The sequence below is a fragment of the Luteimonas sp. TWI596 genome (assembly GCF_039674105.1).
Lineage (GTDB): Bacteria > Pseudomonadota > Gammaproteobacteria > Xanthomonadales > Xanthomonadaceae > Luteimonas.
Map to the genome: position 1 here is coordinate 16,318 of NZ_JBDJMU010000025.1, position 26,732 is coordinate 43,049.

24 protein-coding genes are annotated in these 26,732 nt (G+C 68.2%); 13 read left to right on the forward strand and 11 right to left on the reverse strand.

Annotated elements, in window-relative coordinates:
• Positions 1-2: 2 nt before the first annotated feature.
• Positions 3-1,034, reverse strand: coding sequence for a pteridine-dependent deoxygenase (locus tag ABE487_RS15370; RefSeq protein ID WP_346444192.1), 1,032 nt, complete (start codon positions 1,032-1,034; stop codon positions 3-5).
• Positions 1,031-2,398: an NAD(P)/FAD-dependent oxidoreductase gene (locus tag ABE487_RS15375; protein ID WP_346451331.1), complete on the reverse strand. Its 1,368-nt coding sequence runs from the start codon at positions 2,396-2,398 to the stop codon at positions 1,031-1,033. The genes ABE487_RS15370 and ABE487_RS15375 overlap by 4 nt, the downstream gene beginning before the upstream one ends.
• A 145-nt stretch (positions 2,399-2,543) precedes the next feature.
• Here ABE487_RS15375 and ABE487_RS15380 point away from each other — a divergent pair, with 145 nt between their 5' ends.
• The 10 genes from ABE487_RS15380 to ABE487_RS15425 all read left to right on the forward strand — a co-directional run bounded on the left by ABE487_RS15380 (position 2,544) and on the right by ABE487_RS15425 (position 10,497).
• Complete coding sequence (locus ABE487_RS15380) at positions 2,544-2,813, forward strand: phosphopantetheine-binding protein (protein WP_337243785.1); 270 nt, start codon at positions 2,544-2,546, stop codon at positions 2,811-2,813.
• On the forward strand, positions 2,810-3,493 hold the full coding sequence (locus ABE487_RS15385) for a ketosynthase (protein ID WP_346451333.1): 684 nt from the start codon (positions 2,810-2,812) through the stop codon (positions 3,491-3,493). The genes ABE487_RS15380 and ABE487_RS15385 overlap by 4 nt, the downstream gene beginning before the upstream one ends.
• A 108-nt stretch (positions 3,494-3,601) precedes the next feature.
• Positions 3,602-4,312 (forward strand): lysophospholipid acyltransferase family protein, encoded by a 711-nt coding sequence (locus tag ABE487_RS15390; protein ID WP_346444301.1) that lies wholly within the window; start codon positions 3,602-3,604, stop codon positions 4,310-4,312.
• A gap of 1 nt (position 4,313) precedes the next feature.
• Positions 4,314-4,625, forward strand: coding sequence for a hypothetical protein (locus tag ABE487_RS15395; protein WP_346444197.1), 312 nt, complete (start codon positions 4,314-4,316; stop codon positions 4,623-4,625).
• Positions 4,622-5,602: an acyltransferase gene (locus ABE487_RS15400; RefSeq protein WP_346444199.1), complete on the forward strand. Its 981-nt coding sequence runs from the start codon at positions 4,622-4,624 to the stop codon at positions 5,600-5,602. Before ABE487_RS15395 ends, ABE487_RS15400 begins: the two co-directional genes overlap by 4 nt.
• Positions 5,559-6,236 (forward strand): LolA-related protein, encoded by a 678-nt coding sequence (locus ABE487_RS15405; protein ID WP_346447196.1) that lies wholly within the window; start codon positions 5,559-5,561, stop codon positions 6,234-6,236. Before ABE487_RS15400 ends, ABE487_RS15405 begins: the two co-directional genes overlap by 44 nt.
• Positions 6,233-8,638: an MMPL family transporter gene (locus ABE487_RS15410; RefSeq protein ID WP_346451335.1), complete on the forward strand. Its 2,406-nt coding sequence runs from the start codon at positions 6,233-6,235 to the stop codon at positions 8,636-8,638. The genes ABE487_RS15405 and ABE487_RS15410 overlap by 4 nt, the downstream gene beginning before the upstream one ends.
• The gene (locus tag ABE487_RS15415; protein ID WP_346444204.1) at positions 8,635-9,069 is read left to right on the forward strand and encodes a phosphotransferase; all 435 of its coding nucleotides are present in this window, start codon (positions 8,635-8,637) and stop codon (positions 9,067-9,069) included. Before ABE487_RS15410 ends, ABE487_RS15415 begins: the two co-directional genes overlap by 4 nt.
• 83 nt (positions 9,070-9,152) lie before the next feature.
• Positions 9,153-9,884 (forward strand): 3-oxoacyl-ACP reductase FabG, encoded by a 732-nt coding sequence (gene fabG, locus ABE487_RS15420; protein ID WP_346451337.1) that lies wholly within the window; start codon positions 9,153-9,155, stop codon positions 9,882-9,884.
• 142 nt (positions 9,885-10,026) lie between these two features.
• Positions 10,027-10,497, forward strand: coding sequence for a hypothetical protein (locus tag ABE487_RS15425; protein ID WP_346444208.1), 471 nt, complete (start codon positions 10,027-10,029; stop codon positions 10,495-10,497).
• A gap of 77 nt (positions 10,498-10,574) precedes the next feature.
• Here the strand turns inward: ABE487_RS15425 and ABE487_RS15430 are convergent, their stop codons facing one another.
• From ABE487_RS15430 to ABE487_RS15445, 4 genes are all read right to left on the reverse strand, one after another.
• A complete protein-coding gene (locus ABE487_RS15430) occupies positions 10,575-12,218 on the reverse strand; it encodes a tryptophan 7-halogenase (protein ID WP_346451339.1) in 1,644 nt (547 codons plus the stop codon).
• A 77-nt stretch (positions 12,219-12,295) separates the two neighbouring features.
• Complete coding sequence (locus tag ABE487_RS15435) at positions 12,296-13,126, reverse strand: glycosyltransferase family 2 protein (RefSeq protein WP_346444211.1); 831 nt, start codon at positions 13,124-13,126, stop codon at positions 12,296-12,298.
• Entirely contained in the window at positions 13,123-13,899 is a 777-nt protein-coding gene (locus tag ABE487_RS15440) for a beta-ketoacyl synthase chain length factor (protein WP_346451340.1), read from the reverse strand. Before ABE487_RS15440 ends, ABE487_RS15435 begins: the two co-directional genes overlap by 4 nt.
• Entirely contained in the window at positions 13,896-15,095 is a 1,200-nt protein-coding gene (locus ABE487_RS15445; protein WP_346447191.1) for a beta-ketoacyl-[acyl-carrier-protein] synthase family protein, read from the reverse strand. Before ABE487_RS15445 ends, ABE487_RS15440 begins: the two co-directional genes overlap by 4 nt.
• A 123-nt stretch (positions 15,096-15,218) precedes the next feature.
• Here ABE487_RS15445 and ABE487_RS15450 point away from each other — a divergent pair, with 123 nt between their 5' ends.
• On the forward strand, positions 15,219-15,914 hold the full coding sequence (locus tag ABE487_RS15450; protein WP_346444217.1) for a YdcF family protein: 696 nt from the start codon (positions 15,219-15,221) through the stop codon (positions 15,912-15,914).
• Positions 15,915-15,974: 60 nt separating this feature from the next.
• On the opposite strand, the gene ABE487_RS15455 is transcribed toward ABE487_RS15450, so the two are convergent.
• The 3 genes from ABE487_RS15455 to ABE487_RS15465 all read right to left on the reverse strand — a co-directional run bounded on the left by ABE487_RS15455 (position 15,975) and on the right by ABE487_RS15465 (position 20,636).
• Positions 15,975-17,780, reverse strand: a complete 1,806-nt coding sequence (locus ABE487_RS15455; protein WP_346451342.1) for a DUF885 domain-containing protein — start codon at positions 17,778-17,780, stop codon at positions 15,975-15,977.
• 67 nt (positions 17,781-17,847) lie between these two features.
• Positions 17,848-18,246 (reverse strand): cytochrome c oxidase assembly factor Coa1 family protein, encoded by a 399-nt coding sequence (locus ABE487_RS15460; RefSeq protein ID WP_346444219.1) that lies wholly within the window; start codon positions 18,244-18,246, stop codon positions 17,848-17,850.
• 113 nt (positions 18,247-18,359) lie between these two features.
• The gene (locus ABE487_RS15465) at positions 18,360-20,636 is read right to left on the reverse strand and encodes a S9 family peptidase (RefSeq protein WP_346451343.1); all 2,277 of its coding nucleotides are present in this window, start codon (positions 20,634-20,636) and stop codon (positions 18,360-18,362) included.
• Positions 20,637-20,828: 192 nt separating this feature from the next.
• Between ABE487_RS15465 and ABE487_RS15470 the strand changes: the two genes are divergently transcribed.
• Together ABE487_RS15470 and ABE487_RS15475 are read left to right on the forward strand one after the other, a co-directional pair.
• Complete coding sequence (locus ABE487_RS15470; protein WP_346451344.1) at positions 20,829-25,157, forward strand: RHS repeat-associated core domain-containing protein; 4,329 nt, start codon at positions 20,829-20,831, stop codon at positions 25,155-25,157.
• Entirely contained in the window at positions 25,154-25,561 is a 408-nt protein-coding gene (locus ABE487_RS15475) for a hypothetical protein (RefSeq protein ID WP_346451345.1), read from the forward strand. The genes ABE487_RS15470 and ABE487_RS15475 overlap by 4 nt, the downstream gene beginning before the upstream one ends.
• A gap of 71 nt (positions 25,562-25,632) precedes the next feature.
• Here ABE487_RS15475 and ABE487_RS15480 read toward each other — a convergent pair whose 3' ends face one another.
• Both ABE487_RS15480 and ABE487_RS15485 read right to left on the reverse strand, forming a co-directional pair.
• Positions 25,633-25,995 (reverse strand): hypothetical protein, encoded by a 363-nt coding sequence (locus tag ABE487_RS15480; protein ID WP_346451346.1) that lies wholly within the window; start codon positions 25,993-25,995, stop codon positions 25,633-25,635.
• A gap of 197 nt (positions 25,996-26,192) precedes the next feature.
• A complete protein-coding gene (locus tag ABE487_RS15485; protein ID WP_346451348.1) occupies positions 26,193-26,618 on the reverse strand; it encodes an integrase core domain-containing protein in 426 nt (141 codons plus the stop codon).
• Positions 26,619-26,732 lie beyond the last annotated feature (114 nt).

A 26,732-nucleotide genomic window follows, 5' to 3' on the forward strand; every position in this document is an offset into this window, starting at 1 on the left:
GGTCAGCCCAGGTCGTGGACGCCGTCGATTTCCACCGCCAGCTCGCGCCGGCAGATCGCCGCATGCAGCAGCACCCGCGGCACGTCGTCGCCGAAGCGGGCATCGAGGGCGTCGGCCACGAGTGGCAGGTCCTCGGCATCGCGCACATAGACCTTCAGCCGCGAGCCGGCGCCGAAGGCACCGGGCAGGCCGGGGCGGCGCGCGCGCGCCGAGGCGATCAGCGCGTCGAAATTGGTGAAGGTCTCGTCGATCTGGGCCAGCAGTTCGCCCTCGTGCAGCGAGGCATGCCCGACGATGCTGGCCGTGCCCGAGAGCATCAACGGCATCGGACTGCCCTCCGGTGGCAGCATCGCTCGCGCGAAGCTGGGCGCTTGCGGCCCGTACTGACGCGGATAGCGATAGGCACTGACCTGACGCGGATTTTCCACCGGCGTGCCGGGCGCGCGCGCGGCCAGCCAGTAGATCTGGATCGTGCGCGCCGCGTCGCAGCGGCCGATCGCGGTCGCGGCCGGCAGGTGCGAGGTGTCGAAATCGTCCAGGCCGCGGGCGCGGCCGATGCAGAACTGGCGATAGCGCTCGGTGTCGCCGTCGCCCAGCGTGATCGCATCGAGGTAGTTCCAGATCCGCAGCAGGTGCGGATGGTCGCCGGCCTCGACGAACCGCGTCAGCTGCCGGTAGGCATGCTCGGCCGCCAGCAAGATACCGCTGTGATCGCCCTCGCCGGTGTGGCCGGCAGGCTCGTCGACCTCGATCGCGCCGAACAGCAGCGCGCCGTCGCTCGACCAGGCGATCTCGCCGTCGCGCCCGCTGCGCACCGGCGCATGCGCGTGCCAGACCTCGATCGGCGCGGCGCCGTGCGGCTGCAACGGCACGCGCAGCCAGCGCGGATCGTCGATCCTGGGGGCGTCGTCGCCGAACCCGAACGCGGCGAGCACGTCGGGCTGGGCGAGCAACTGCGCCGGGTCCTGCCCGTGCACGTACTCCACACGCAACCGCGGCAGCGGCTGCGGTGTCACCGGTGCGGGGCGGCTCACGGATTGCCGCCGTGCAGCGTGTCGCCGCGGAAGGCGACGCGGGCCTGGCGACGCCGCGTGCGCCAGCCGCGCAGCGCCTGCGGTGCGATCGCGATCGCATTGAGCGCGTAGATCATGCGAAACACGTACAGGCGCCAGCGTACTGCCGCATTGTCGAAAACGTCTCCTGCCAGCATCGAGATCACCGCCTGCTCCAGTTGCAGATCGTTGCGGGGCGCCGAGAACAGCCGCTGCATGACCGGCGTGTTGAAGCGATAGATGAACCACGTGAAGTGCCGCAGGCCGCGATCGAGCCGGGCCTGCATCGCGCGTTGCAGCCTGGCCTCGCGCGCCGGCGCGCGCAGCGACGCATCGACCAGCGCGGCCGCTTGCCGGGCGCTGTCCATGGCCAGGAACACGCCCGACGAGAAGATCGGATCGACGAACGCGTACGCATCGCCGATCAGGATCCAGCCCGGCCCGGCCATGCGCGTGGCGGCATACGAGTAGTTGCCGGTGGCGTGGACCGGGGCGATGCGCTGGGCGCCGTGCATGCGCGCACGCACTGTCGGATTGGCTTCCAGCGTGCGCATCAGCAGCGTCTCGTTGTCGATGCGGCCGCCGTCGGCGCTGCGCTGGCGCAGATATTGGGGAAAGCACACCGCGCCCACGCTCATCACATCGTCGGGCAGCGGGATGAGCCAGAACCAGCCATGCTCGAAGCGTGCGATCGTGATGTTGCCGGCATCGATGCCGGGCTGGCGGGCCACGCCGCGGAAATGGCTGAACAATGCCGCCGACTGGTGTACCGGATTCTTGCGCTTGATCCGGCGCTGCGCCGCCACGACGGTATCGCGGCCGCTGGCATCGATCAGGTAGCGCGGCCGCAGCTGCAGCGTGCGGCCGTCGGCGTTGATCGTATCGACCCGCTCGGGCCGGCCGTTCGCGCCGAACGCCACATGCACCACACGCGTGCGCTCGCGCATGTCGGCGCCGCAGGTGCGCGCGTGCTCGAACAACAACTGGTCGAACTGGTCGCGGCGCACGTGCACGGCCGTGTCGTGGCCGGGCGTGAGCGCACGGGTGAAGCGGAACACGTGGCTGCGGGCGTGGCCGGGCAGCGGAAAGTCCGCACCGGCCTTGTGCACGCCGATCGCGCGAACCTGGTCGATCACGCCCAACTCCTCGAGGATCGGCATGTTCATCGGCAACAGCGACTCGCCGATGTGGAACCGGGGATGGGTATCCTTCTCCAGCACGATCACCTGATGGCCGGCGCGCGCGAGCAGAGCGGCCGCGGTGCTGCCGGCTGGTCCGCCGCCGATGATCACCACGTCGGCCTGCAGAGCGGGAGCATCGGTGGCGACGGTCGGGGCGGGGGTCATCCGGGAAAACAGCGGTCGGTGAGAGCAGGCGCGCATGATAGCGGAAGGCCGGTGGCGCGCCGCGCCGCGGGGCGGCGGCATCGGGCGCTTGCGCGGCCCGGCCCGATGCCGGATCGTGGCGACCTGCCCACCCATGGAACATCGCATGTCCGCACAAACCGAGGCCGAGCACGCGCTCGCGCAATTGCTGGTCGAAAGCCTGAACCTGGAAGACGTGCAGCCCGGCGACATCGATCCCGAAGCGCCGCTGTTCAACGCCGGGCTGGGCCTGGACTCGATCGACGCGCTGGAGCTGGCGCTGGCGGTGAGCAAGCGCTACGGGTTCCAACTGCGCTCGGACAACGACGAGAACCGCCGGATCTTCGCCTCGCTGCGGGCGCTGTCGGCCCACGTCGAGCAGCACCGCACCACTTGATCGCCCTGCTGCAACTGCTGCTGGCCCTGGGCTACGCGGTCCTGGCCCATCTGGCCAGCCTGTGGCAGCACGACGGCTGCGCGCTCGCCGCGCTGGGCCTGCTGATCGCGATGCTGCTGGTCGAGCCGCTGCTGCACCGACGGCGGTGGGCGTTCGTGGCGCTGCCGCTGGCCGGCTGGGGCGCGTTCGCCCTGTACGAGGCCGGCCAGGCCGCGTTGCCGCTGCTGCTGGTGCCGGTGGTGTTCGTGCTGGCGATCGCCTGGATCTTCGCGCGGACGCTGCGTCCCGGCGTCGAGCCGCTGATCACCCGGATCGTGGCCGGGATCGAGGGAGGGCATGCGCAGGACATCGCACCGGACCTGCGGCGCTACACCCGCAGCCTGACCGCGGCCTGGGCGGCGGTGCTGGTGGCGATGGCCGCGGCCAACCTGGGACTGGCGCTCATCGCCAGCCCGGGCGGACTGCTCGAACGCCTCGGGATCGCCTCGCCGTGGCCGATCACCCCCGAGCAGTGGTCCTGGTTCGCCAACCTGCTCAACTACGGGGTCATCGGCGGTTTCTTCGCGCTCGAGTTCATGATCCGCAAGCGGCGCTTCCCGGGCCGCTACCACAGCTTCGCCGATTTCCTGCGCAAGCTCGTGGGGCTCGGGCCGGTGTTCTGGCGCGACCTGCTGCGCTGAACCCGGTGGGCACGCGCAGTCCGGGCGCGATCCCCGTATCCTAGCGCCCCAATGGAATACCGACAGACCCGCGCCGAGACCGGAGCGGCGACCTTCACCGCCCTGCCGATGCTCGCGTTGAATGCGCTCCAGTTCCTGTTCACCCTGCTCTGGACGGCGGGTTGGATCAGCGTGGCCCTGTGCCTGCAGGCGGTCACCGGACGCAGCGGGTTGGCGCTCGACATGGCGCGCACGCGCTGGGCGCCGGGCCTGATCGGGCCGGCCGGCGGGCTGACGGTCGAAGGCGCCGATGCGGTCGACTGGTCGCGGCCGTACCTGGTGGTCGCCAACCACGAGTCGCTGCTCGACATCTGCGTGCTGTTCATGGCGGTGCCGGTGCCGCTGCGTTTCCTGCTCAAGGAGGAAATGCGCCGGGTGCCGTTCCTCAATCTCTACGCCCGCGCGACCGGCATGCTGTTCATCAGCCGCGACGACCGCCGTGCCGGCCCGCAGCTGCGCCGCCAAGTCGCGCAGGTGCTGGGGGCGGGCCACACGCTGTGCCTGTTTCCCGAGGGCACGCGCTCGCGCGACGGCCGGCTTGGCGAGTTCAAGTCCGGCTCGTTCCAGGCCGCGATCGACGCCGGCGTCGACGTGCTGCCGATCGCGCTGCACGGCACCGGCGCGGTGTTGCCGGTCCAGGGGTTCTTCCGTGTGCGCCGCGGGCCGATGCGCGCCGTGGTCGGGCAGCCGATCGCGGTCGCCGGCCGCACCGGCGCGGCCGGTCGCCAGGCGGTCGCGCACGACGCCCAGACCGCGGTCGCCGCGATGCTGGAGCGCTGAGGTGGCGACTGGCGCCATCGTCGTCGAGGCGGCGCATCCGTGCCTGCCCGGCCACTTCCCCGGCCGGCCGGTGGTGCCGGGCGTGGTGATCCTCGACCGCGTGGTCGCGGCGATCGAAGCGCTGCATGGCCCGCTGGGCGCGCTGCGCCTGCCGCAGGTGAAGTTCGTGCAGCCGTTGCTGCCCGAGCAGACCGCGGCGATCCGACTCGAGCCGATCGCAGGACAAGCGCCGCGCTGGCGGTTCCGGGTCGAGCGCGACGGGACCGTGCTGGCGTCGGGCGAGATCGCCGCGGCGAGCCCGGCGTCGGCATGAGCAGCGAGTGGAAGCGCCGCCGCGAGGGCGGCGGACGGTTCGCGCTGTCGCTGATCCGCAACATCGGCCGATGCTGCGGGCGCACGCCGGCCCGTGCGCTGCTGTATCCGATCACGCTGTACTTCCTGCTGCGGCGGGGCGCGGAGCGGCGCGACTCGCGCAGGTATCTCTCACGCGTGTTCGGCCGTCCGGCAACGCTGGGCGAGGTCGCGCGCCACATCCATACCTTCGCCGCGACGATCCTCGACCGGATCTACCTGCTCAGCGAGTCCACGCGCCGGTTCGACGTGCGCACCGAGGGCTTGCCGACGCTGCACCGTCATCTCGAAGCCGGACGCGGGGTGCTGCTGTTCGGTTCGCACCTGGGCAGTTTCGAAGTGCTGCGGGTGCTCGCGCGCCAGCGCCCCGACACGCCGATCCGCGTCGTGCTCGACCGCGCGCACGGCCGTGCGGTGACCGAGCTGCTCGAGGCGCTCAATCCCGAGGTCGCCGCCACCGTGATCGACGCCGGCGCCGATGGCCCCTCGGTCGCGCTGGCGATCCAGGACGCGCTGACGCAAGGGGCAATGGTCGCGCTGCTGGTCGATCGCAGCCAGGAGGGCGGCGCCACGCTCGAGGTCCCGTTCCTCGGTGCGCCGGCGCCCTTCCCGGTCGCGCCCTGGCTGCTCGCCTCGGTGCTGAAGGTGCCGGTGATGCTGGCCTTCGGGCTGTACCGGGGCGGCAATCGCTACGACCTGGTGTTCGAGCCTTTCAGCGAAGGTGTCGATCTGCCGCGGCGCGAACGCATGCGCGGCGTGGCCGCGCTCATCCGCCGTTACGCTGCGCGTCTGGAGCATCATGCCCGCAGCGCTCCCTACAACTGGTTCAATTTCTATGACTTCTGGAAACGCGATGCCCGCACGTCGGTGGCAGGTGCCTTGCCTGGCGCTGACGATGCTGTGTCTGGCTCCGGCATGGAGCGCGGCGCAGACCGCTGATGCCCCGCTGCGCGCCGGCCAATCGCGCGATCGCGTGCCGGCACCGCCGGCCGCCGCGCCGCGCAGCGTCGATGCCGACTGGATCCTACAGCGACTGACGCAGTCCGGGCCGAGCGCGACGCCGTTCGTCGAATTGCGCACGTCCTCGATGCTCAAGCGGCCGCTCGCCTTGGTCGGCGAGTACCGCCGCCCCGACGCCGGCACTCTGGTGCGCGAGGTGCGCAGCCCGTATGCAGAGACCACGACGATCCGCGCCGGCGAGGCGACCATCGCGCGCGAAGGGCGCGCGCCGCGGACGTTCTCGCTCGCGCGTGTGCCCGAGCTGGCGGCGCTGCAGGACAGCTTCGGCGCGCTGCTTGCCGGCGACCGGGCCGCGCTCGAGGCGCTGTATGCGCTCGAGGCCGACGGCGTGCCCGCGGACTGGACCTTGCGCCTGACGCCGCGCGATCCGCGCGCCGCGAGCCGACTGACCGCGATCGTGCTGCGTGGCCGCGATGCCGAGCTGCGCTGCATCGAGACGCGGCCCAAGCAAGGCGACCCCCAACCGACGCTGCTGGGCGGGGCCGCGGCCGATGCCGCGGCGATCGAATCGCCTGAGGCCGCGCGTCGGCTGTGCCACGACGTGCCGCGTTGAGCAGGGGCCCGGGATTTCGCCAACGGCTGCTGCAGCGGCCGCGCCTGCGGTTGGGTCTGGCCGTCGCCTGGTTGCTGGCGCTGGGCGCGTTGAGCTGGGTGGCCGGGCAGGCGCTGGAGTTCAGCGGCGACCTGCGTCGCTTCCTGCCCGATGCACGCACGCCCGAGCAGCGGCTGCTGATCGACGAGCTCGGCGACGGGCCGGGCTCGCGGCTGCTGATGCTGGCGATCTCGGGCGAGGCGCCCGAGGCACTGGCCGCACGGTCGCGCGCGCTGCACGACGCGCTGGCCAGCGATGCGCGCTTCACGCTGGTGACCAACGGGGGCGAGGCGGGGCTTGAGGCCTTTCCCCAGCGCCTGCTGCCCTACCGCTACCTGCTGACCGACTCCTTCGACGCGGCGCCGCTGGATGCCGACACCTTGCGCGATGCGCTCGATGCGCGGCTGCAGGATCTCGGTTCACCGGCCGCCGGGCTCGTCGAGCCGCTGCTGCCCGCCGACCCCACACTCGAGGTCCTGGCGCTGGCCGAGGCCTGGCAACCGGCCGGCGCCCCGCAGCGGCTGCACGAGGTCTGGTTCGACCGCGCCGGTACCCACGCGCTGTTGCTGGTGGAGACCCGCGCGGCCGGCTTCGACCCGACCGGCCAGCTCGATGCCGTCGGCACGATCCGCAAGACCTTCGCCGAGCAGGCGCGCGGCAGCGCGGCCACGCTCGAAGTCGTCGGTCCAGGCGCGTTTTCGGTCGACATCGGCAGCCGAACCCAGACCGAGGCGCGACGCATCGGCCTGGTCGACACGCTGGGCCTGATCGTGCTGCTGCTGATCGCCTATCGCAGCTGGAAGATGCCGCTGCTGGGCGTGCTGCCGCTGGCGAGCGCCGGCATCGCCGGGTTGACTGCGGTCGCGCTGCTGTTTCCCGGCGGCGTGCACGGCATCACGATCGCCTTCGGCTTCACCCTGATCGGCGTCGTGCAGGACTATCCGATCCACTTCTTCAGCCACCAACGCGCCGGTCTGTCGCCGTGGCGCAACGTGCGCGGCCTGTGGCCGGCGCTGTCGACCGGCGTGATCGCCACCTGCATCGCCTACGCGACGTTCCTGTTCTCCGGGGTCGATGGCCTGCGCCAATTGGCGGTGTTCACGATCGCGGCGCTGGTGGTGGCCGCGCTCGCCACACGCTACCTGCTGCCGGGGCTGGTCGACCCGTCGCCGCCCGACATCGCCGCCTCGGCGCGGTTGCAACGGCTCTGGCACTGGATCGAGACGCTGCCGCGGCCGAAGTGGTCGCTGGCCGTCCTCGCGCTGGTGTCCGGCCTGGCGATCGCATTCGCGCCGGGCGAGGTCTGGCAGAACGACCTGTCCAAGCTGACCCCGGTCGATGCGGCGTCGATGCAGCGCGATGCCGAACTGCGCGCCGAGCTGGGCGCGCCCGACGTGCGTTATGTCTTGGTCGCGCAGGCGCGCGAGCGCGACGCGGCGCTCGCGGCGACCGCGGCGCTGCGCCCCGCCCTCGATGCGCTGGTCGCCAATGGGCGGCTCGACAGCTACGACATGGCCGCGCGCTATCTGCCCAGTGCCGAGGTCCAGCGTGCCCGTCAGGCCGCGCTGCCCGACACCGCGGCGCTGCGCGCGATGCTGGCCGATGCGCTCGCTGGCTCGCCGTTCAACGACGACGCCTTCGAGCCCTTCGTCGGCGATGTCGCCCGCGCCAGGACCGCGCCGCCGCTGACCCGCGAGGACCTGGACGGCTCGCCGCTCGCGACCGCGGTCTCGGGTCTGCTGCTCGAGCGCGACGGCCGCAGCACCGCGCTGGTCTCGCTCAGCGGGCTCGACGCCCCGTCCGATCTCGAGGCGCTGGTCGCGCAGGCGCGCAGTCCCGGCGTCGATCTGCGCCTGCTGGACATGAAGGCCGCGTCCGAATCGCTGGTGGTCGAGTACCGCGGCCGTGTCGTGGCCGCGATGGCGGTGGCGCTGGTGTTGCTGATCGCCACGGTGTGGATCGCGCTGCGCAGCCCGCGCCGCGTCTGGCGGGTGCTGTTGCCGACGCTGCTGACGCTGCTGGTCGTGATCGCGGTGCTGCGCCTGGCCGGCGTCGAACTGACACTGTTCCACCTGGTCGCGCTGATCCTCGCCGCGGGCCTGGGCCTGGACTACGCGCTGTTCTTCGAGCATGCCGGCGACGACCGCGACGACCAGATCCGCACGCTGCACGCGATCGTGGTCTGCACCCTGATGACCCTGCTGGTGTTCAGTCTGCTGGGCCTGTCGTCGATCCCGGTGCTGCGCGCGATCGGTAGCACGGTCGCGCTCGGCGTGGTCTTCAATTTCGTGCTGTCGTTGCTGGTCGCACGCCACCGCGGCGCGATCGAGGCCGCACGCTCGGAACAGGCGCCGACCGTATGACCGGTATCGACCGCGACGCGATCATGTCGATGATTCCGCACCAGGGCGCGATGTGCCTGTGGGACAGGGTCGTGGCCTGGGACGCGGCCAGCGTGACGCTGCGCAGCGCCGGCCATCGCGACCCCGACCATCCGCTGCGCAGCGACGGCCGACTGCGCGCGCTGCACCTGTGCGAGTACGGCGCGCAGGCGATGGCGGTCCACGGCGGCCTGCGCGCGCGCCAGGCGGGTGGTCGGGTGCGGCCGGGCATGTTGGTCGCGCTGCGCGGCGTGCAGCTGCACGTCGCCCGCATCGACGACCTGGCCGGTGACCTGGAATGCGTGGCCGAGGTCCTGGTCGAGTCCGACGACAGCCAGCAGTACGCGTTCCGCATCGCGTGCGACGGCGTGCTGCTGGCCGAGGGCCGCGCGGCGGTGATGCTGGGCACGTGAGGGGCGCATGCGGACGTTGCGGAGGGCAGTGCCGCCGCGACGTCCGCTTCAGCGCATCACGAAGGCGAGGCTAGAATCGCCCCATGAACACTTCCAGCAAGCGCGCACTCGTCACCGGCGGCAGCGGCGACCTCGGCGGGGCGATCTGCCGGCGTCTCGCGGCCGATGGCCATCACGTGATCGTCCATGCCAACGGCAACCGCGCGCGGGCGCAGGCGGTCGTCGACGCGATCGTCGCGGCCGGCGGCAGCGCCGAGGCCGTGGTCTTCGATGTCGTCGACGGCGAGGCCACGCGCCACGCGCTCGAGACGCTGCTCGAGGCCGGCGCGATCCAGATCGTGGTCAACAACGCCGGCATCCACGACGACGCGCCGATGGCGGGCATGTCCGAAGCGCAGTGGAAGCGGGTGATCGACGTCTCGCTGCACGGCTTCTTCCACGTGACCCAGCCCCTGCTGCTGCCGATGGCGCGCAAGCGCTGGGGACGCATCGTCAGCGTCTCGTCGGTGGCGGCCGTACTCGGCAATCGCGGCCAGACCAACTACGCGGCGGCGAAGGCGGCGCTGCACGGTGCCTCCAGATCGCTGTCGCGCGAGATGGCCAGCCGCGGCATCGCCGTCAACGTGGTCGCGCCCGGCGTGATCGCCGGCAGCATGGCCCAGGACGCGTTTCCCGAGGAGATGGTCAAGCAGATCGTGCCAGCGGGACGCGCGGGCACGCCCGACGAGGTCGCCGCGCTGGTCGGCTTCCTGTGCTCGGACGCGGCCGGCTACATCAACGGCCAGGTGATCGGCATCAACGGCGCGATGGGCTGACCCGCGGCCGCGGGCAGCGCCATCCGGTGGACCGCGCCCGGCTCGGCCAGGGCGGCTGAGCCCGCGCATCCACGCCGGCTTCAGGTCGGGCGGGCGATGATCGGCCGGCGCCCATCTGGGCATCACGAGTCGAGGCACCGCCATGCGCATCGTTCGCATCCTGTCGCTCCTGCTGGCCGTGGCGGCGATTGCCGGCTGCGCCAGCTCCCACGTCCTCACCGGCACGCCGCGCGCGCCGATCGATCCGGCCCAGGTCCGGATCTACCACGGGCCGCCGCCGGGGCATTACGAGGAGATCGCGATCCTCAACACCAGCAGCGGCGCGCTGACCTACGGCGAGCAGAACAAGACCGACTCGGTATTGCAGAAGCTGCGCAATGAAGCGGCCAAGCTCGGCGCCAACGGTGTGCTGTTCCAGGGCACCGCCGATGGCGAGCGTAGCGGCGGCGTCAGCGTCGGCGGCGGCCTGGGCCGCGGCGGTGGCCGCTCGTTCTCGGCTGCCGGCGTCGGTGTGGACATCAGTCCGCGGCAGAAGTACGCCAGCGGGATCGCGATATGGGTGGCCGATCCGCCGCCGCCGGGACCGATGACACCGCCGCCCCCGGTGCGCTGACTGCAGCAAGCCGCCGGCCCTTCCAAAGGGCCCCGGTCATGGCCGTCCCGGACGCCGCGCCGGGACGCCCCCCAGCCTCAGGCCGCGTCGGCGTACCAGTGGGGCGCCAGCGACGTCTCAGGCACCGCCGGGCCGGCCAGCAGCGCCGCCAGCCCGTGGTCGGCGATCTGCGGATGTACGGCGCGCGCGTGGGCGAGGATCTCGCCGGCCAACGCACGCATGCGCGCGACGTTGTCGCCGATGCGCGCGACGAATGCGTCGGTGTCGAGCGGGTCTGCCAGCGCGCGGTTCATGTCGCGGAACCAGGCGATGTCGAATTGGTCGAGCGAGCGGACCTGCGGCGCGGCGCCGCCGGCATTGCGTGCGCCCCATTCGCGCAGCAGCGGTTGCAGCGCCAGATTGAGCGCGCCCGCATCGGCGAACGCCGGCCGCAACCGGCCCAAGGTCGCCAGATCGGTCAGCCGGTCGGCGAAGAACAGCGGTGCCAGGACCGCCCAGTAGTAGGTGTAGTCCCAGATGACCTTCAGCGGCATGACCTGCGCATCGCCGAACAGCGGGTACTGGTCCTGGTAGAGGGTCATGGTGTTCTCGTAGAACGAGAAGTACAGCTGCTGGTACAGCTCGGCATGCCGACTGACATCGATGCCGGCGTGCGACTTGCCGATCAGATCGCAGATGTAGGTATTGCTGATCGCGATGAAGTCGCTGCCGGGCGAATAGAACGGATCGAGGAACAGGCCGGCCTCTCCGGTCAACGCCCAGCGTCGCCCCGAAAACACCTGTTTGACGCTGTGCGAGAAGTGGCGCAGGAACAGGAAATCCTGCAGCGTGTGCTCGGCGCGATCCAGGCTGGCCGCGACCTGCGGCTGGTGGACCCGCAGCCAGTCCATCGCCTTGGCGTGGGTGTTCATCGTCTCGAGCGGATGCATCTTCGCGTCGCAGACGATGCCCAGCGAATGCGCCCCCGACGACAGTGGGATCAGCCAGAACCAGTAGCCCGGCCCGCACATGTGGTTGGTCGAACGCCAGCGGTCCGGCGGATCGCAGCGCTGCAGCCAGTGCGCGTCCTGCGACCAGGTGTTGGGATCGACGATGCCGTCCACCCGCCACCACACCGCATTGGCATCGTGGTCGTTGGGCTGCGCGAGGTCGAGCTTGCGTTTGAGCAGGCCAGCACGTCCGCTGGCGTCGACGAGCCAGCGGCAGCGCAGTTCGCGGATGTCGCCATCGCGCTCGACGCGGACGACGTGGTCGCCGTCGTCGTCGGCCAGGTCGATGCCGCGCACCACCGCGCCGTCGTCGAAGCGCACACCGCGTGCGCGTGCGCGCTCGCCCAAGTGGTTCTCGAAACGGCCGCGGTCGATCTGCCACGATGGGGTGGGCATCAACTGGCTCACGCCCATCTCGGTGCAGCGGTCGACCTGGTCGGCGCCCTCGGAGAAGAAGAAGCGGAAACCGAACTTGCGGATCTGCTCGGTGTCCAGGTGCTCGCGCAGTCCGAGCACGTCGGCGAAGTAGTGCGCACCGATCTCGACGGTCGACTCGCCGACCTTGTGCGCGGCCTCGCGCACTGGATGCGCACGGCGCTCGACCACCGCCACCGACAGCGTCGGTGTGCGATCGCGCAGTTGCAACGCCAGAGTCAGACCGGCGAGCCCGCCGCCGAGGATGAGCACGTCGGTGGTGACGGTCGCGGTATCGGACTTCGGGGGCGTGGCCATGGTGCGGACATCCTGTGTGCGTCGGGGGAGCCGTCGGCGCCGGCCTGGCGCCAGCCTACCGCAGGCCGCGTGGCGGCTCAGCCGGCCAGGGGGGAGTCGGGAGCGGGCGCGTGATCGGGTTCAGGCGAAGGCGCGCCGGGATCGAAGATCACCGGCGGACGACGACGCTTGCGCCGGTAGACGCCGACGAAGTCGCCATGCGCCAGCACCTGGCCGACGACGTGCGAGGTGATCTGGTAGAGGTCGTGGAACAGCCGGAAATGGCTCTTGCGGAACTGCTCGTCGGAATCGACGCTGTGGTAGCGGGTCTCGACCGGCACCGACACCACACCGCAGCCCAGCTCGCGGGCGGCCGAGATCAGGATCTGCGCCTCGAACACGAAGCCTTCGCCCGGCACGTCCTGCAAGGCCAGCACATTGGCCGGATACAGCCGCTGGCCGCTCTGGCTGTCGACCAGGCGATAGCCGCAGCCCCAGGCGATGCCCCAATCGCCGAAATCGTTGCCCAGCCGCCGGTACCAGGGCTGGGTGTCGCGCTTGCGCAGCCGCGCGCCGTTGACGATGCAATTGGGATGGCGTTTGGCGGCCTCGATCAGACGCGGGATGTCGCTGGCACGATGCTGGCCGTCGCCGTCCATCGTCACCACTGCCGCGAGCCCGCGGCGCCGGGCTTCGGCAAAGCCCGCGCGCAAGGCCGCGCCCTTGCCCATCCGGGAGGCGTGGCGCAGCAGCGTGACCGGCAGTGCGGCGACGATGTCGGGCGTGGCGTCGTCGGAGCCGTCGTCGACCACGATCACGTGGTCGCAATGCGCCAGCGCGCCGCTGACGACCTCGGCGATCCGCAGCGCTTCGTTGAGTGCGGGCACGACCACCGCGACATTGCCGCGGTGCAGGGAGGGCGCAGTCATTGCAGGATCTCCAGCGCCAGCTCGCGGTGCGGACCGGCGCGCAGGACCGCGCGGTCGCTTCCGGCGGCCAGTGCATCGAACAGGGGCAGCATCTGCGCCATCGCATTGTGCGGCGCACGCGCCGACAGCGGGCCGGGCGCGGCACTGGCATCGCCGTCGCGCAGCGTCGCCGACAGTCGCGGGCCATCGCCGGCGCGCGTGAGCACCAGCGCGCCGCCGAGCAGGCCTTCGCTGGGCGACATCGTCGACAGCAGGCCGGTGGCCGTACCGTCGTAGGCCACCAGCAGCACCGCCTCGCTGCCGGCCGCGAGCTGCAGCATGGCTTCCACCAGCCCCTGGGCGAACGTGGCGTCGTAGGCGCTGATCGCCGTCGCGGCCTCGGTGCACCCCGCGCCGATCGTCCAGTAGCCGGCCGCCGCGTTGTGCACCGAATTGTGGAACTTGGTCGGCGAGATCGCGGACGGGTCCTGTGCGAGGGTCTCGCACATGTAGTCGGTGATCGCCAATTCGCCGTGGGTGGAGGCGAACACCGATGGCAGTGTCGCCGGCTCGCGGCCGGCGGCCTGGCAGGCCGCGAGCGCCACCTCCAGAGCGACGGCGACCGAACCGGGCGCGCGTCGGCGTTCGTTGGGCGCGAGCAATTGCGGCGACGGACGCGCGGGCGCGGCGTCGGGCAGCGCGCCGGTGGCAGCGAAGGCCTGCGCGGCCGACCAGGCGGGCAGGCCATCGCTCCAGAAGCCGATCCCGGCGATCGTGGCGGTCAGCGCGCTCATGCGGCCGCCTTGCCGAACAGCAGCGCGCAGTTGTTGCCGCCGAAGCCGAACGAGTTGTTCATGGCGTAGTCGATCGTACGCTGGGCGTTGTCGAACCGGATCTGCGGCCCGCAGGCCGGGTCGCGCACCTGCGATTCGAGGATGCCCGGCAGCAGGCCGTGCTCGAGCGCGGTCAGTGCGAACACCGACTCGACGATGCCGGCCGCGCCGAGGGTGTGGCCGGTCCAGCCCTTGGTGGAGCTGGCGTGCAGCGTGGCGGGAAACAGCGCGTCGACCGCATGCGCCTCGACCGCGTCGTTGGCCGGGGTCGAGGTGCCGTGCAGGTTGAGATAGCCGACCTGGGCGGCGTCGATGCCGCCACGGGCCAGTGCGCCGCGCATCGCCAGGAGCGCGCCCAGGCCTTCGGGATGGGGTGTGGACATATGGTGCGCATCGCTCGATTCACCGTAGCCGCGCAGCTGCAGGCCATCGTCGCCGCGCGCCGGGCGCTCGAGCAACGCGAAACCACCGGCCTCGCCGATCGACAAGCCATCGCGCGCGATGTCGAAGGGCCGGCAGCGTTCGCGCGACACCAGCCCAAGCGCATTGAAGCCGAACAGCACGCTGCCGCACAGCGTATCCACGCCGCCCACCAGCGCCGCGTCGACAACACCCGCCTCGATCATCCGAGCCGCCTGCGCGAAGACCTTCGCGCTCGACGAGCATGCGGTCGCCACCGTGATGCAGGGGCCGCGCAGTCCGGTGGCGTGCTGCAGAAAATCGCCCAGCGAATGCGGGGTATGCACGATCGGCCGGGCCAGATCGTCCGGAAACCGGCGCGTGCCGTCGTCGCCGGTCACCGCGCGTGCGTAGGCCTCCTCGCTGGCGCCGATGCTGGCGGTCGAGGTGCCCACCACCAGCGCAACCCGGTCGGCGCCATGGCGCGCCACCAGGGCCTCCAGCGCGTCGGGCAGGCCATCCTGCTGCAGCGCCAGCCAGGCCAGCCGGTTGTTGCGGCACTCCCAGCGCGCCAGCGCCGTCGGCAGCGGGGCGTCCTCCAGCCCGTCGACGCGACCGATCCAGGTCGGCAGCGGAGTCGCACCGAAATCATTGCGGCGCAGCCCCCCCCTGCGATCGCGCAGGGCCTCGCGCTGCGCCGTCGCGCCGCGGCCCAGTGCGGTCGTGGCGGTGTAGGCGCGGATGGCGACCGGGGGCATCGGCGGCAACGATTGCGATGGGGGCACGTGGGGGGCGTCTTGGGAAACGGCCGAGTATAGCCACCGGGCGTGAGGCTAGAATTCAGGGCGCACCCCAGTACCGCCGTCGCGCAAACCCGCGCCATGTCCCGTCCCCGCCTGCTGCACCAGCTGCGCCTGCTCGTCGACCGCGACGCGCTGCATGCGCTCGTGGTGGCGGTCAGCGCCTGCGTGCTGAGTCTGGGCCTGGTCTACGTGGGCTACGTCGTGCACGTGTGTCGGGTTGCGCGCAATGCGCCCTGCGCGCCGGTGCGCGGGGAGTGCGTGCTGCTGTTCGGCAAGCATGCGCCCGGAGGCCGGCTCGATGCGGATTTCCAGGCCCGGCTGGCCCGGGCCGCGACGTTGTGGGATGCGCGTGCGCCGCGCAGCCTGCTGTTGCTTGGCGGCGGGCCTCAGGGCGCCCCGACCGAGGCGGCGCTCGCACGCGAGGCGCTGCTGGCCCGCGGGATCGCTGCCGATGCGCCGCTGCTGCTGGAGGACCGCTCGCGCGACACCCTGCAGAACCTGCGCAATGCGCGTGCGCTGCTGGCGCAATCGGCCGGGACGCCCGTGGGCCAGGTCACCCTGCTCAGCAGCCGCTACCACCTTGCACGCTGCGCGCTGCTCGCCGGCCACCTGGGCCTGGACTGGGAGCTGTGCGCCGCCGAACCCACGCTGTCCTGGCGCCCGACGACCTGGTGGCGGATCGCGGGCGAGGCCGCCTACCTGTGTTGGACGGACGTCGGGATGCGCTGGGCCCGGCTGATCGGCCATCGCCGGATGCTCGCGCGGCTGGGGTAGGCGCAGACCGCGCCAAGCCGCGCTCGCAGGTGCCCAGGGCGCTCCTGCGAGCGGTCGACGCTAGCGTGTCGCCTGCGCGCGCTGCGCGGGTACGAACCGGGTCTCCACCGCCTCGGCCAACTGGTCGGGCGGCAGCAGGCCCTGGTCGAGCAGGAAGTTGTTGAAGGCCAGGCGGTCGAAGCGGTCGCCCAGCGCCAACTCGGTGCGCATGCGCAGTTCGAGGATGCGGGTGTAACCGTAGAAGTAACTGGTTGCCTGGCCGGGCGCATTGACGGTGTAGCGGTCGAGCTCCTGGCGCGCCATCGCCGGCGACAGCATCACCTCGTCGGTGAGCACGCGGCCGGCGCGCTCGCGGTCGATCAGGCCCAGGTTGAGCATCGGATCGAGCATCGCGCGGGCAGCGCGCAACAGCCGGAACTGCAGCGCGATCAACTGGCCGTCGAGCGGCTCGTAAGGCACCAGTTCGGCCTCGGCGTACAGCGCCCAGCCTTCGACGTTGACCGAGTTGAACGCGAACATCGAGCGCGCGAGCGACACCCCGCGCTCGACCATCGCGGTGAACTGCAGCTCGTGGCCCGGCCGGCCCTCGTGCGCGGAGAGCGTCCAGCGCACCGCATCGAAATTGAAGTCGTCGTAGGCTGCGTCTTCGCCGTCGCCGCCGGGGTTGCCCAGCGGCAGCACGAACGTGCCCTGCTGACCGGTGTTGCCGACCAGCGGCGCCGGGCGGAAATGCGGGGCGGGCTGGGCCGCCGATTCCGCGGCCGACCCCAGCCGCATCTGCATCGCGCGCTGTGGCACGTCGACGATGCGCTCGCGCGCGATGATCGGATCGATCGCGTCGATCACCTCGCGGTAGCTGGCTTGGAGCCGGTCGTCGGCAATCGCATCGCGCTTGAGCGCGGCGATCACCTCGCGGTAGTCGGTGGCGGCGATGTCCTTGTCCTTGGCGACCAGCGGCGCGAGCTGCTGCATCTGCGCCCGGATCTCCATGAAGGCCAGTTGCGCGCGCTGCATCAGCAGCTGCGGGTCGATGTCGGTGCCGTACTGTTTGAGTCCGAAGGCGTAGAGCTCGGGTGGCAGCCGCGTGTCCTCGCGTGCCTTGGGCAGCACGACGGTGCGCGTCCACTGCGCGTAGTCGGCGATCTCCTTGGCGATCGCGTCCAGCGCAGCATCGGCGCCCTCGATCTTGTACTCGGCGAACAGCTCACGGATGCCAGCGGCATAGGTGTCGGCGCTTTCGAGCGCGCGTTCGACTTCGCGGCGCGTGGGCTGCAGCCGCGTCGTGTCCGACAGGCGTTCTTCGTAGCGCGCGCGTGCCAGCTGCGTGATCGGCACGCTGCCGGGCACAAGGCCTGCATAGCGCTGCAGGCGTGCGAGCGCGTGGCCGCGCCGTTCGGGCGGCGTCTGCGTCGAGAGCAAGGCGTTGATGCCGTTGAACACCAGCTGCGGCGCATCGGTCCACGGCAGCAGGAACCGCTCCTCGAGCAGGCTGCCCTCGATGCTGTCGTCGATGCTGGTCAGCAGGATCTGCAGGTCCTGGCGCACATCCGGGTCGCGCTCGAGCTCGAGCTGGGTCTGCAGCTTCGCCCGCGCCCCGGCGATCGCCTCGCGGTAACGGCGGGCGTGGTCGGGCCCGAGATCGGCGACTTGGTCGTCGTAGCCGGGCACGCCAAAGAAACCGACCGACTCGGGCTGGAACGGTGCCTGGGCGTCGATCAGGATCTGTGCAAGCGCGTTGCTGCGCGCGACCCAGGCAGGCCCGGACGGCTGCGCCGCGGATGCCGTCGCGGCGGCAGGGTCGGCGTGGGCGCCGGCCGCGAACGGCGTGGCGAGGGTCAGGGCGATGGCGAGGACGAGCGGCTTCATGGACAAATCCGGCGGCGGCGATCGGGCCACCGTAGACCCCGTGCCCCACCAGGGCAATGCCCGGAAGTCAGGGCGCGATCGCGGGCTCGCCCAAGCCGGTTGCCGGGTCGACCAGGGTCACCCGGCCATCGTCCGTCGCCTTGATGAAGAACAGCGAGCCGTAGCGCCATTGGCCGCGTTTGCGCTTGGCCTCGACATACAGCGTGCCCTCACCCTTGGGCCCGGTCAGCGTCACCATGAGGCTGGCCTCGCCGCTACCGCCGCCGAGGGTCGAGGTGTTGATATTGCCTGCCGGCATGAAGCTCTCGGTCATCGGTTCGCCGATCAGCGCGATGATCTCCCGGTCCGCACGCGCCCGCGCCAGCGCATCCTGGTAGACGTCCGAGTCGACCAGGGCGCTGCGCACCCCGAACAGCAGCGCCGTGATTGCGAGGGCGGCCAGCGCGATCGCGGTGACGATGGCCACGGGCAACGCCCACTTCCAGTGCCGTCGCCACCAGCCGGCTGAGGGCGGGCTGGCAGCAGGACCGGTGGGCAAAGGCGGCGGGACGGCGACCATTCGCGAGACTCCGGCTAAGGTCAGCGTGCGAGGCAGCGTTGCAGGAAGGCCTCGGTGGTGCGATAGCGATGCAATGCGTCGCGACCGCGCAGGCCGTGCTTGGCGCCGGGGTAGGTCATCAGCTCGAACGGGGTGCCGGCCGATTGCAGCTGGCTCATCAGCTGCGTGGCGTTGGTGAACAGCACGTTGTCGTCGGCCATGCCGTGGATCAGCAGCAAGGCGTTGGGCCGGATGTTGCCTGCGTGGGTGAACACGCTGGCCTCGCGATACCCGTCCACGTTGGCCTTGGGCAGCCCCATGTAACGCTCGGTGTAGTGCGTGTCGTAGAGCGCCCAGTCGGCGACCGGTGCGCCGGCGACGCCGCAGGCATACGCCTCCGGCGCCTTGCCCAGCAGCATCAGCGTCATGTAACCGCCGTTCGACCAGCCGTTGACCGCGATGCGGTCGCCGTCGACCCACGGCTGCGCCTTCAACCAGTCCACGCCGCGGACCTGGTCCTCGACCTCGACCGTGCCCTGGCGCCGATACAGTGCACCGCCGAACTCGCGGCCGCGCCGCGGTGTGCCGCGATTGTCGAGCGAGAACACCACGTAGCCACGCTGCGCCAGGTACTGGTGGAAGCTCGCGTCGGCGCGCCCGGGCCAGGTGTCGAGCACGGTCTGCGACGCCGGCCCGCCATAGACGTACACCACGACCGGATAACGCTTGGACGCATCGAAGTCGGCGGGCCGGATCAGCGAGTAATGCAACGGTGTGCGCCCGTCGGCGGCGGTCAGCGTGCCGAACTCGGTAGGCAGGTGCGCGGCCCGATAGGGCGCATAGGGGTGGTCGGCCGCGGCGAGGTCGTTGTCGACCAGCGTGGCGACCTGCGTGCCGTCGGCCCGGTGCAGCGCGATCTGCGGCGGGGTCGTGGTGTTCGACCAGCTGTCGACGTAGACCGACGCGTTGCGCGCGAAGCTGGCGGTGTGCATGCCAGGCGCCGTCGACAGCGCGGTATAGGCCTGCCGGCCGTCGAGCCCGACGCTGTAGAGCCGCGACTCGATCGGCTGGGCGACGGCCTTGCCGTCCTCCAGTGCCATGCCCGCGCGGAAGTACACCAGGCCAGCGGCCTCGTCGACGGCCAGCAGCGCATCGACCGGCCAGTCGCCGCGCGTGAGCTGCGTCGCCCGGCGGCCGTCCTCGCTCATCACGTACAGATGCTGGAAGCCGTCGCGCTCCGACGACCACACGAAGCGACCGTCGGTGAGGAACCGCAGGTCGTCGTGCAGCGGAACCCAGGTGCGGCTGCGCTCGACGAGCAGTGTGCGCTGGCGGCCGGTGGCGAGCGTGGCCTCGATCAGTTCCAGCGTCTGCTGGTCGCGCGACTGACGCTGGAACGTCAGTCGCTGCGCATCGCGCCACTGCACACGAGCGAGATAGATGTCCGGATCGGAGCCGAGGTCGATGGCGGTCGCGGTTCCGCCCTGCGGCGCGACCACGTGCAGCGAGACGCGCACATTGTCGTCGCCGGCCGCCGGATAGCGCTGCTCGACGACATCGGTGCGATCGGGATAGACCTCGTAGCGCTTCTGCACCGGCACCGGCGACTCGTCGATGCGCGCATACGCGATCGCGCTGTCGTCGGGCGCCCACCAGTAGCCCGTGTGCCGGTCCATTTCCTCATCGGCCACAAATTCGGCCACACCATTACCGATCGTCGCGCTGCCGTCGGTCGTGAGCCGGCGCTCGGCGCCGCTGGCCAGATCCACGACCCACAGATCGCGCGACCGGACGAAACTCACGAAGCCGCCGCGCGGCGAGACCTTCGGGTCGGTCGCGAACCCGCCGCCATTCGTGAGCTTGCGGACCGCATCGCGCCCGGTCTTCGCCAGATCGTAGAGATACAGCTCGCCGCCGAGCGGAAACAGCAGTGTGCGCGCATCGGGCGCCCACTGATAATCGACGATGCCTGATTGTCCGGCGATGCGCTGACGCTCGCGTCGGGCCTTCTCCTCGTCGCTGAGCGTCTCCTCGCCCGGCAGCACGACCTTCGAATCGACCAGCATGCGGGTCTGCCCGCTGGCGATGTCGTACTCCCACAGGTCGAGCTGGTTGCGGTTCTCATCCTTGCCGCGCAGGAACGTCACCCGCGACCCATCCGGCGCGACCTGCGGCTTGAGCAACGTTGGCCCTGACAACGGCGCATCGCCGGTGATCGCCTCGAGCGTGAGACGACCGTCCGCAGGCGGTGTCGTGGCGAGCGTGTCGGTGGCGGTCGTGGCGAGCATCAGAGCGGCAGCGGCAAGGACGGAGCGCATGGCGAATCCAGTGAAGCGGGGAGGGGAGTGTAACGAGCGGTGCTGCGCAGACAGGTGGCGCGTCACACGTGGACTTTTCATTTCCCATTCACCGATGTGAAGTGATATCTTCACATGCTCATTGGATCGCACTTTAGTGCGACTCCGATTAGACACAAGCGCGTATGTGCGCTGGCAGCCAGGGGAAAGGGAATGGTACGTACCGAGGGATCGCAAGGACTGCTGCGGGCGTCCGTCATGCTTGCGTTGTGTCTGACCGCGGCCGGCGTTGCGCTCGACGCCTCAGCGAAAGACGAGTCAGAGTACGAGGAGACGGTATACGTCAGAGAGAATCGGATCTACACGCCGAGCGGCGGATTGAGTCTCTATAGCTCCGGATATGGGTTGTCTGGCGGATTTGAAGTCCCGATCGGCGGGGGTGTGCCCGGGAGTATTATGAGCCCGGATAAAAAGGAGACCAACGAAACGCCCAGCGACTGCGATGAGTCGACCGATAATCCAGTTGTCATCATCTCGGGAAATAAGGTCCTCGAAGAAACGGACTTTACCGGCATTGGGGAGATGCCGCTGACGCTGACCCGCTATTACTCGCACAGCCGCCAAGATTACGGGCAATTCAATGCAAAGTGGACATCCTCGTTCCACTACCGGCTTTATAGGGAGTTTGAAGCCTCTCCACCAGAGTGCTATGACCCTAATGTGCCGATCGAGCTGGGCGGGCCGGATTGTTCTGCCGCCAATGGCATTCCGATCACTATTCGCGCAGAGCGGCCTGATAGCTCAGTCGTTGTCTACCATCGCTCGCCAGGCACTACGACTTGGGTTCCCGAGAAAGCACAAGGCGTGTCCTCGATCACGCTGACGGGCAACCGCTATGAGCTTTCGCGCGAGGATGGCGGTACCGAAATCTATGATGCGACCCCGGGACAGGAGGGGCGAATTTTATCGGTTACCAATCTACGCGGGATAAGGTGGACATTTACTTACCCTGGCGCTTCGAGCTACTTCAGCCGTGTGACGCACAGTTCCGGTCGCTCGGTCGCCGTGACATGGACTGGATCTGGCGCCATCGCGTCGGTGACAGACCCGGACGGGAAAAAGTACACGTACCAGTACGCTGGTCCCAGCGTGTACGGGAACCTGTCCAAGGTAGTGTACCCAAATAGCATAGGTGAAAGAACCTATCACTATGAGGATACCCGCCATCCGCGGGCCTTGACAGGCATCTCTGTCGGCGGGCGACGCTACTCTTGGTATGCCTACTACGCCGACGGACGCGTCAGCGAATCGGGGCTAGCGGGCAGTATGGAGAAGAGCACCTTCGCGTATGGCGCCGACTATACGGATGTCACCAATGCGCTTGGTCATACCGTGCGCTATCAATATGCATGGGTCGCCGGGCGACGTGAGCTCACAGGCGTCAGCCGCAGTTCGAGTGCGGCCTGTCCTGCTGCCGCGGCTGCGACGGGTTACGACAGCCGAGGCTATGTCACGCATCGGTTGGATTGGCAAGGCAACCGGACCAACTACCAATACAATGATCGCGGCCAGCTGCTGAGAGTGACCAGCGGCATCGCTCCCGATGGCAGCACAACGAGCCAGCGCATCATCACCTATGTCTGGGACGAACCACGCAACCGCCTGCAGCAGGTGACCTATCACGGTGCAAGCGTATCTCAGCCGTTGTCTCGCACCCGCTATACCTACTACGCAGATAACGACAGTGCCAAGCGCGGCCGCTTGACGCAGGCGATCTACCTCGACGGCTGCAGTGGTGGCGCCTGTACCACAAGCCAAACGCGCAAGACGACCTTTAACTACACCTTCCACTCCAACCGAGTCATGAAGTCGGTGACGGTGACCCCGCCGGTGACGGGCCAGGCGAGGACGGAGGAGTACAGCGCGGAGGGCGACCTGATCCGCGTGTCCAATAGCCTGGGGCACACTGTCACGTACTCCGGGCACAACGGGCGCGGCCAACCCGGACGTGTCGTCGGCGAAAACGGTCAGACGGTCGATTTCGCCTACGACGCGCGCGGGCGCCTGACCCGCCGGACCACCTATCGAGGCGACGTCGGAAATCAGGTCGAGTCGTTCACGTATGATGCGATGGGTAACGTGCTGACGAGCAATGATGGCTCAGGCGCCACGTGGTCCTATACCTATAACGATGCGGGATATCTAACGCAGTTGCAGGAACACCACGGCAGTGCTGTGTTCGGGACAACCTCGTACACGTACGATTTGCTAGGCAATCAGACCTTCACTACGGTGAAAGATGTCACAGGCCAGGTCGTTCAAAGGAGTGAGCGTCAGTACGACACCCAAGGATTCCTGCAGGCGATCAAGGGGAATTCCGGCCAGAACTTCCGATATGCGTACGATGGCAACGGCAATGTGGTGTCGTCGCTCGATTCATTGGGGCGTGCGACGAAAATGGCCTACGACTCGGCAGGCCGCAGGGTTCGTGTGCAGGATCCACTCGGCGGCGTGAGTACGACGACCTACGACGGAATGAATCGAATCACGCGCGTCGTGGATCCTAGAGGCAATGAGACTACGTATACCTACAATGGGTTCGGTGATCTGACGCGTCAGGTCAGTCCGGATACGGGTACGACGACATTCGCGTACAACGCCCTTGGCCAGCGTACACGCATGACGCGTCACGATGGCAGCTGGCTGGCTTACACATACGACGCCCTGAATCGGCTGGCCATTGCATCCAGTGGAAATGCGTCCCTGGCCTATGGTTACGACTGGTGCGAAAACGGCAAGAGCCGACTGTGTAGTACCGCCGACGCAGGGAGTTCTACGACGCATCTTGCCTATACAGATGACGGAAAGTTGCGACGACGTCGTGACTGGATCACAGGAAATGGCGTGGAGACAGATCACACGACGTACTATAACTATGATGGCATCGGTCGTTTGAACGCTGTTGTGTATCCGGATGGTATGGCAGTGGGTTACGGCTACAGCCGCGGCCAACTGCGTGCAATGACTGTCAACATCAACGGTACAGTTCGTAACGTTGCAACGAATATAAATTACCGTCCATTCGGGCCCCCGACTGGTTGGTTGTACGGGAACGGTTTGACGCGCAACCTCTACTACGATGTCAACTATCAGCCTGGTGACCAGCGCCTTACGAATCTTACAACGATGAACGGAGGTGTCACCCTCCAGAGCCTCCACAATAAGTACGATCAGAATGACCGTATTCAACATATCACCAACTACGTTAATCAAAGCGCGACGCAGTCCTACAGCTACGATGCGCTTGACCGTTTGACAGAAATGGATACTGGCTTGGGGTCTCAGGCATTCGGCTACGACTCGAACGGAAACCGGACCTATCATGACTGGGACGGACGGCGCTCGTATCTGGGGCTCGAGTCCAATAGCAACCGTATGCGATGGCTTACCAGGCCTGGTGATACTGATCGATACTTCAACTATGACTCGGTGGGTGACACTGTCGCGGAAACAGGTCTCAGCTATCAGTACGATGCGTTCAGAAGATTAGTCAAGGTCGAGCGCCCAGCTGCGGAGCGTGTCGACGTTCCCAGCTACACCTCGGTGGATCTACCCGCTGGCGCACAGTCTTACACCTACAACGCGTTCAACGAACGTGTCTGGAAAGACTCCACTCATGGCCGGTATCGATATTGGTATGGGCCTGGGAGTCGGCTGCTCTCCGAGCATCGGCATTCCGATGGACATTGGATCAACTACTTGTGGTTGAACGGCGAGCTGGTTGGATTCGTTCGCAATAAGCAGCTCTATTACGCTCACGGCGATCACCTCGGGCGACCTGAGTTGGTCACGAATTCAGCAAAGGCAGTGGTATGGCGCGCAGAGAACTTTGCTTTCGATCGGCGTGTTACCCAGGACAGCATCGGTGGGCTGAACATCGGGCTCCCGGGCCAGTACTACGATCGGGAGACGAATCTCTGGTACAACATCAATCGCTACTATGACGCAAGAATGGGTCGCTATACACAAAGCGATCCCATTGGGTTGTTGGGCGGATTTAATACCTATTCCTATGTTGGAGGTGATCCGGTCAATGCGGTCGATCCACTCGGCCTCTGGAGTGTAACTTTGTCTGGGTACTTCCCCACAGGTGTTCTAGGGCCTGTTGGACCTGGAGGGGGAGTGATGATCGCTGGCCAGGGGATGAGGGTTGAATCAGCAAGTTTTCGGCTGGGCGCCGGTGCGGGGGCGGGTGTGAGCGTTAATCCATTTGGAACCCCTCCTGATGCAAATCATTCCAACGCCCAGGGCTGCGAAAGCAAGAATGGCGTTGGCGTTTACGCAGATGCATCCGCTAGTGTTGGCTTCGTGGGCGCTGGTGTTGGAGCAAACTACGGTGGGACCCAAGGGGTGTCTGGTGGGCGCGCTGTGTTTTGGCAGGAGTACGGCGGATTTTCGTCAGGCCCGTCGATTGTGACGCCCCGGTTTGGCTCTGGTGCGCAGGTGGGCGCTGGGCTTGAGTTAACTCATTACTTCCCATGAAGTTAACGATATTAAATATATTGGTAATTGCGATAATTGGTGGGATTATGGCTCCGATAACCTATCGCGGACTTGGTCCATCCGATCATTCGCCTGACTTACTTTTTGCGATGACTATTATGGGATTTGGGGTTTTATCAGTTCTTGCATTGGCGTGGCGCGACTGCGTCATTGGGGTGCGTTGGGTGAAACCATCCCTCGCCAAATCAGTTTTTGTGTCTGGCGGGAATCAACAGCGACTTTTCATGACGGGATTGGCCCTCATCTATGTCGGCTTGCTCATTGCTTTTTTCGGTCGAGAAGATGGGATCGAATGGAGCGGTTGTTTTCCCTTGTTCTTAGGAGTGGGGATGTCGGTTGGTGTGATGGCATCCCTGAATTTGATGAAAGAGAACTACGACTAACGGGTTGAACGGGCTCACGCTCGCTGACCGATATGATCGCTTGATGGCGTAGCGCTGGGCTATGCGCGGCATCAGCCCCCTGGACAGGCCTCGCTCCGTGCGGCACTGCCCGACCAGCTCCACATTCGATGGATCTGCGGCTGGAAGGTGTGCAGGACATGGCCGCAGGAGGTGCCGGCATCGGGTGGCAGGCAGGCCGCATGCCGGCCGTCGTTGGCGACGTACCAGCGCGCCTGCGTCGGGGGCGTGGCGACGTAGGCCAGCGCAAGCAATTCGGCGGCGACCTTGGGCGCGGGGATTCGCCGCCAGCCGTCGCCGGCGAGCGCGTCGCAGCGGGCGGCATCGGCGAGGGGAGCGGAGACGGGAGCCGCGGTTGGTGTCGATGCGCACGCGGCGAGCAGGCAGGCCGCGGCGCATAGAGGGATCGCTCGCATCGGGCGCGTCCTTGGGGCCGGAGTGGAGTTTCGATCCTACGCAGGGTGTCGGGCGTGCGCACCCCGGATGCGTCGCCTCAGCGGCGGCCCTGCCCGAACAGCTGCTTCTTCTCTTCCTCGCTCAACGGCTTGCCGGCGTCCGGATTGACCTCCCGCGCTTTCGCGTAGGTGTAATGACCCAGCGGTTCCTGCACAGGTCAGGCCGCTAAAGCGTATGCCTCGGCGGGTGTCTTCATGCCCAGCGCCTGGTGCGGACGCCGGTGGTTGTAGAACTGGATCCAGTCGCCGAGCACACGGCTGGCATGCTGCTGGCTTTCGAAACGGTGGCGATGTGCGCACTGCTCTTTGAGCGTGCGGATGACCCGCTCCACCATTCCGTTCTGCTGTGGGCAGTGCGGGGTGATGAACTCCTGGCGCAGGCCATAGCTGCGGACCAGCCGCGTGTAGTCGCGACTGGTGAAGACCAAGCCGTTGTCCGAGCGCAGCAGGAAGGGGCTTTGCACCCGTCCCAAGGTCCCGAAGCGGGTGATCAGTGCCTGCTCCAGCGCGGCGGCTGCGGTACTGGCCTTGCCGCTGCGTGAGAGCTGCCAGCCGAGCAGTTGCCGGGTGTAGCAGTCGATCACCACAGGGCGGTCTCAAGAATCAAGTGCAACACGTGATTTGAAGTCGATGATTTCCCTCTCCATCACCTGGGCTGGTGTTGCCCAGCCGAGCGTCTTGCGCGGTCGCCCGTTCAT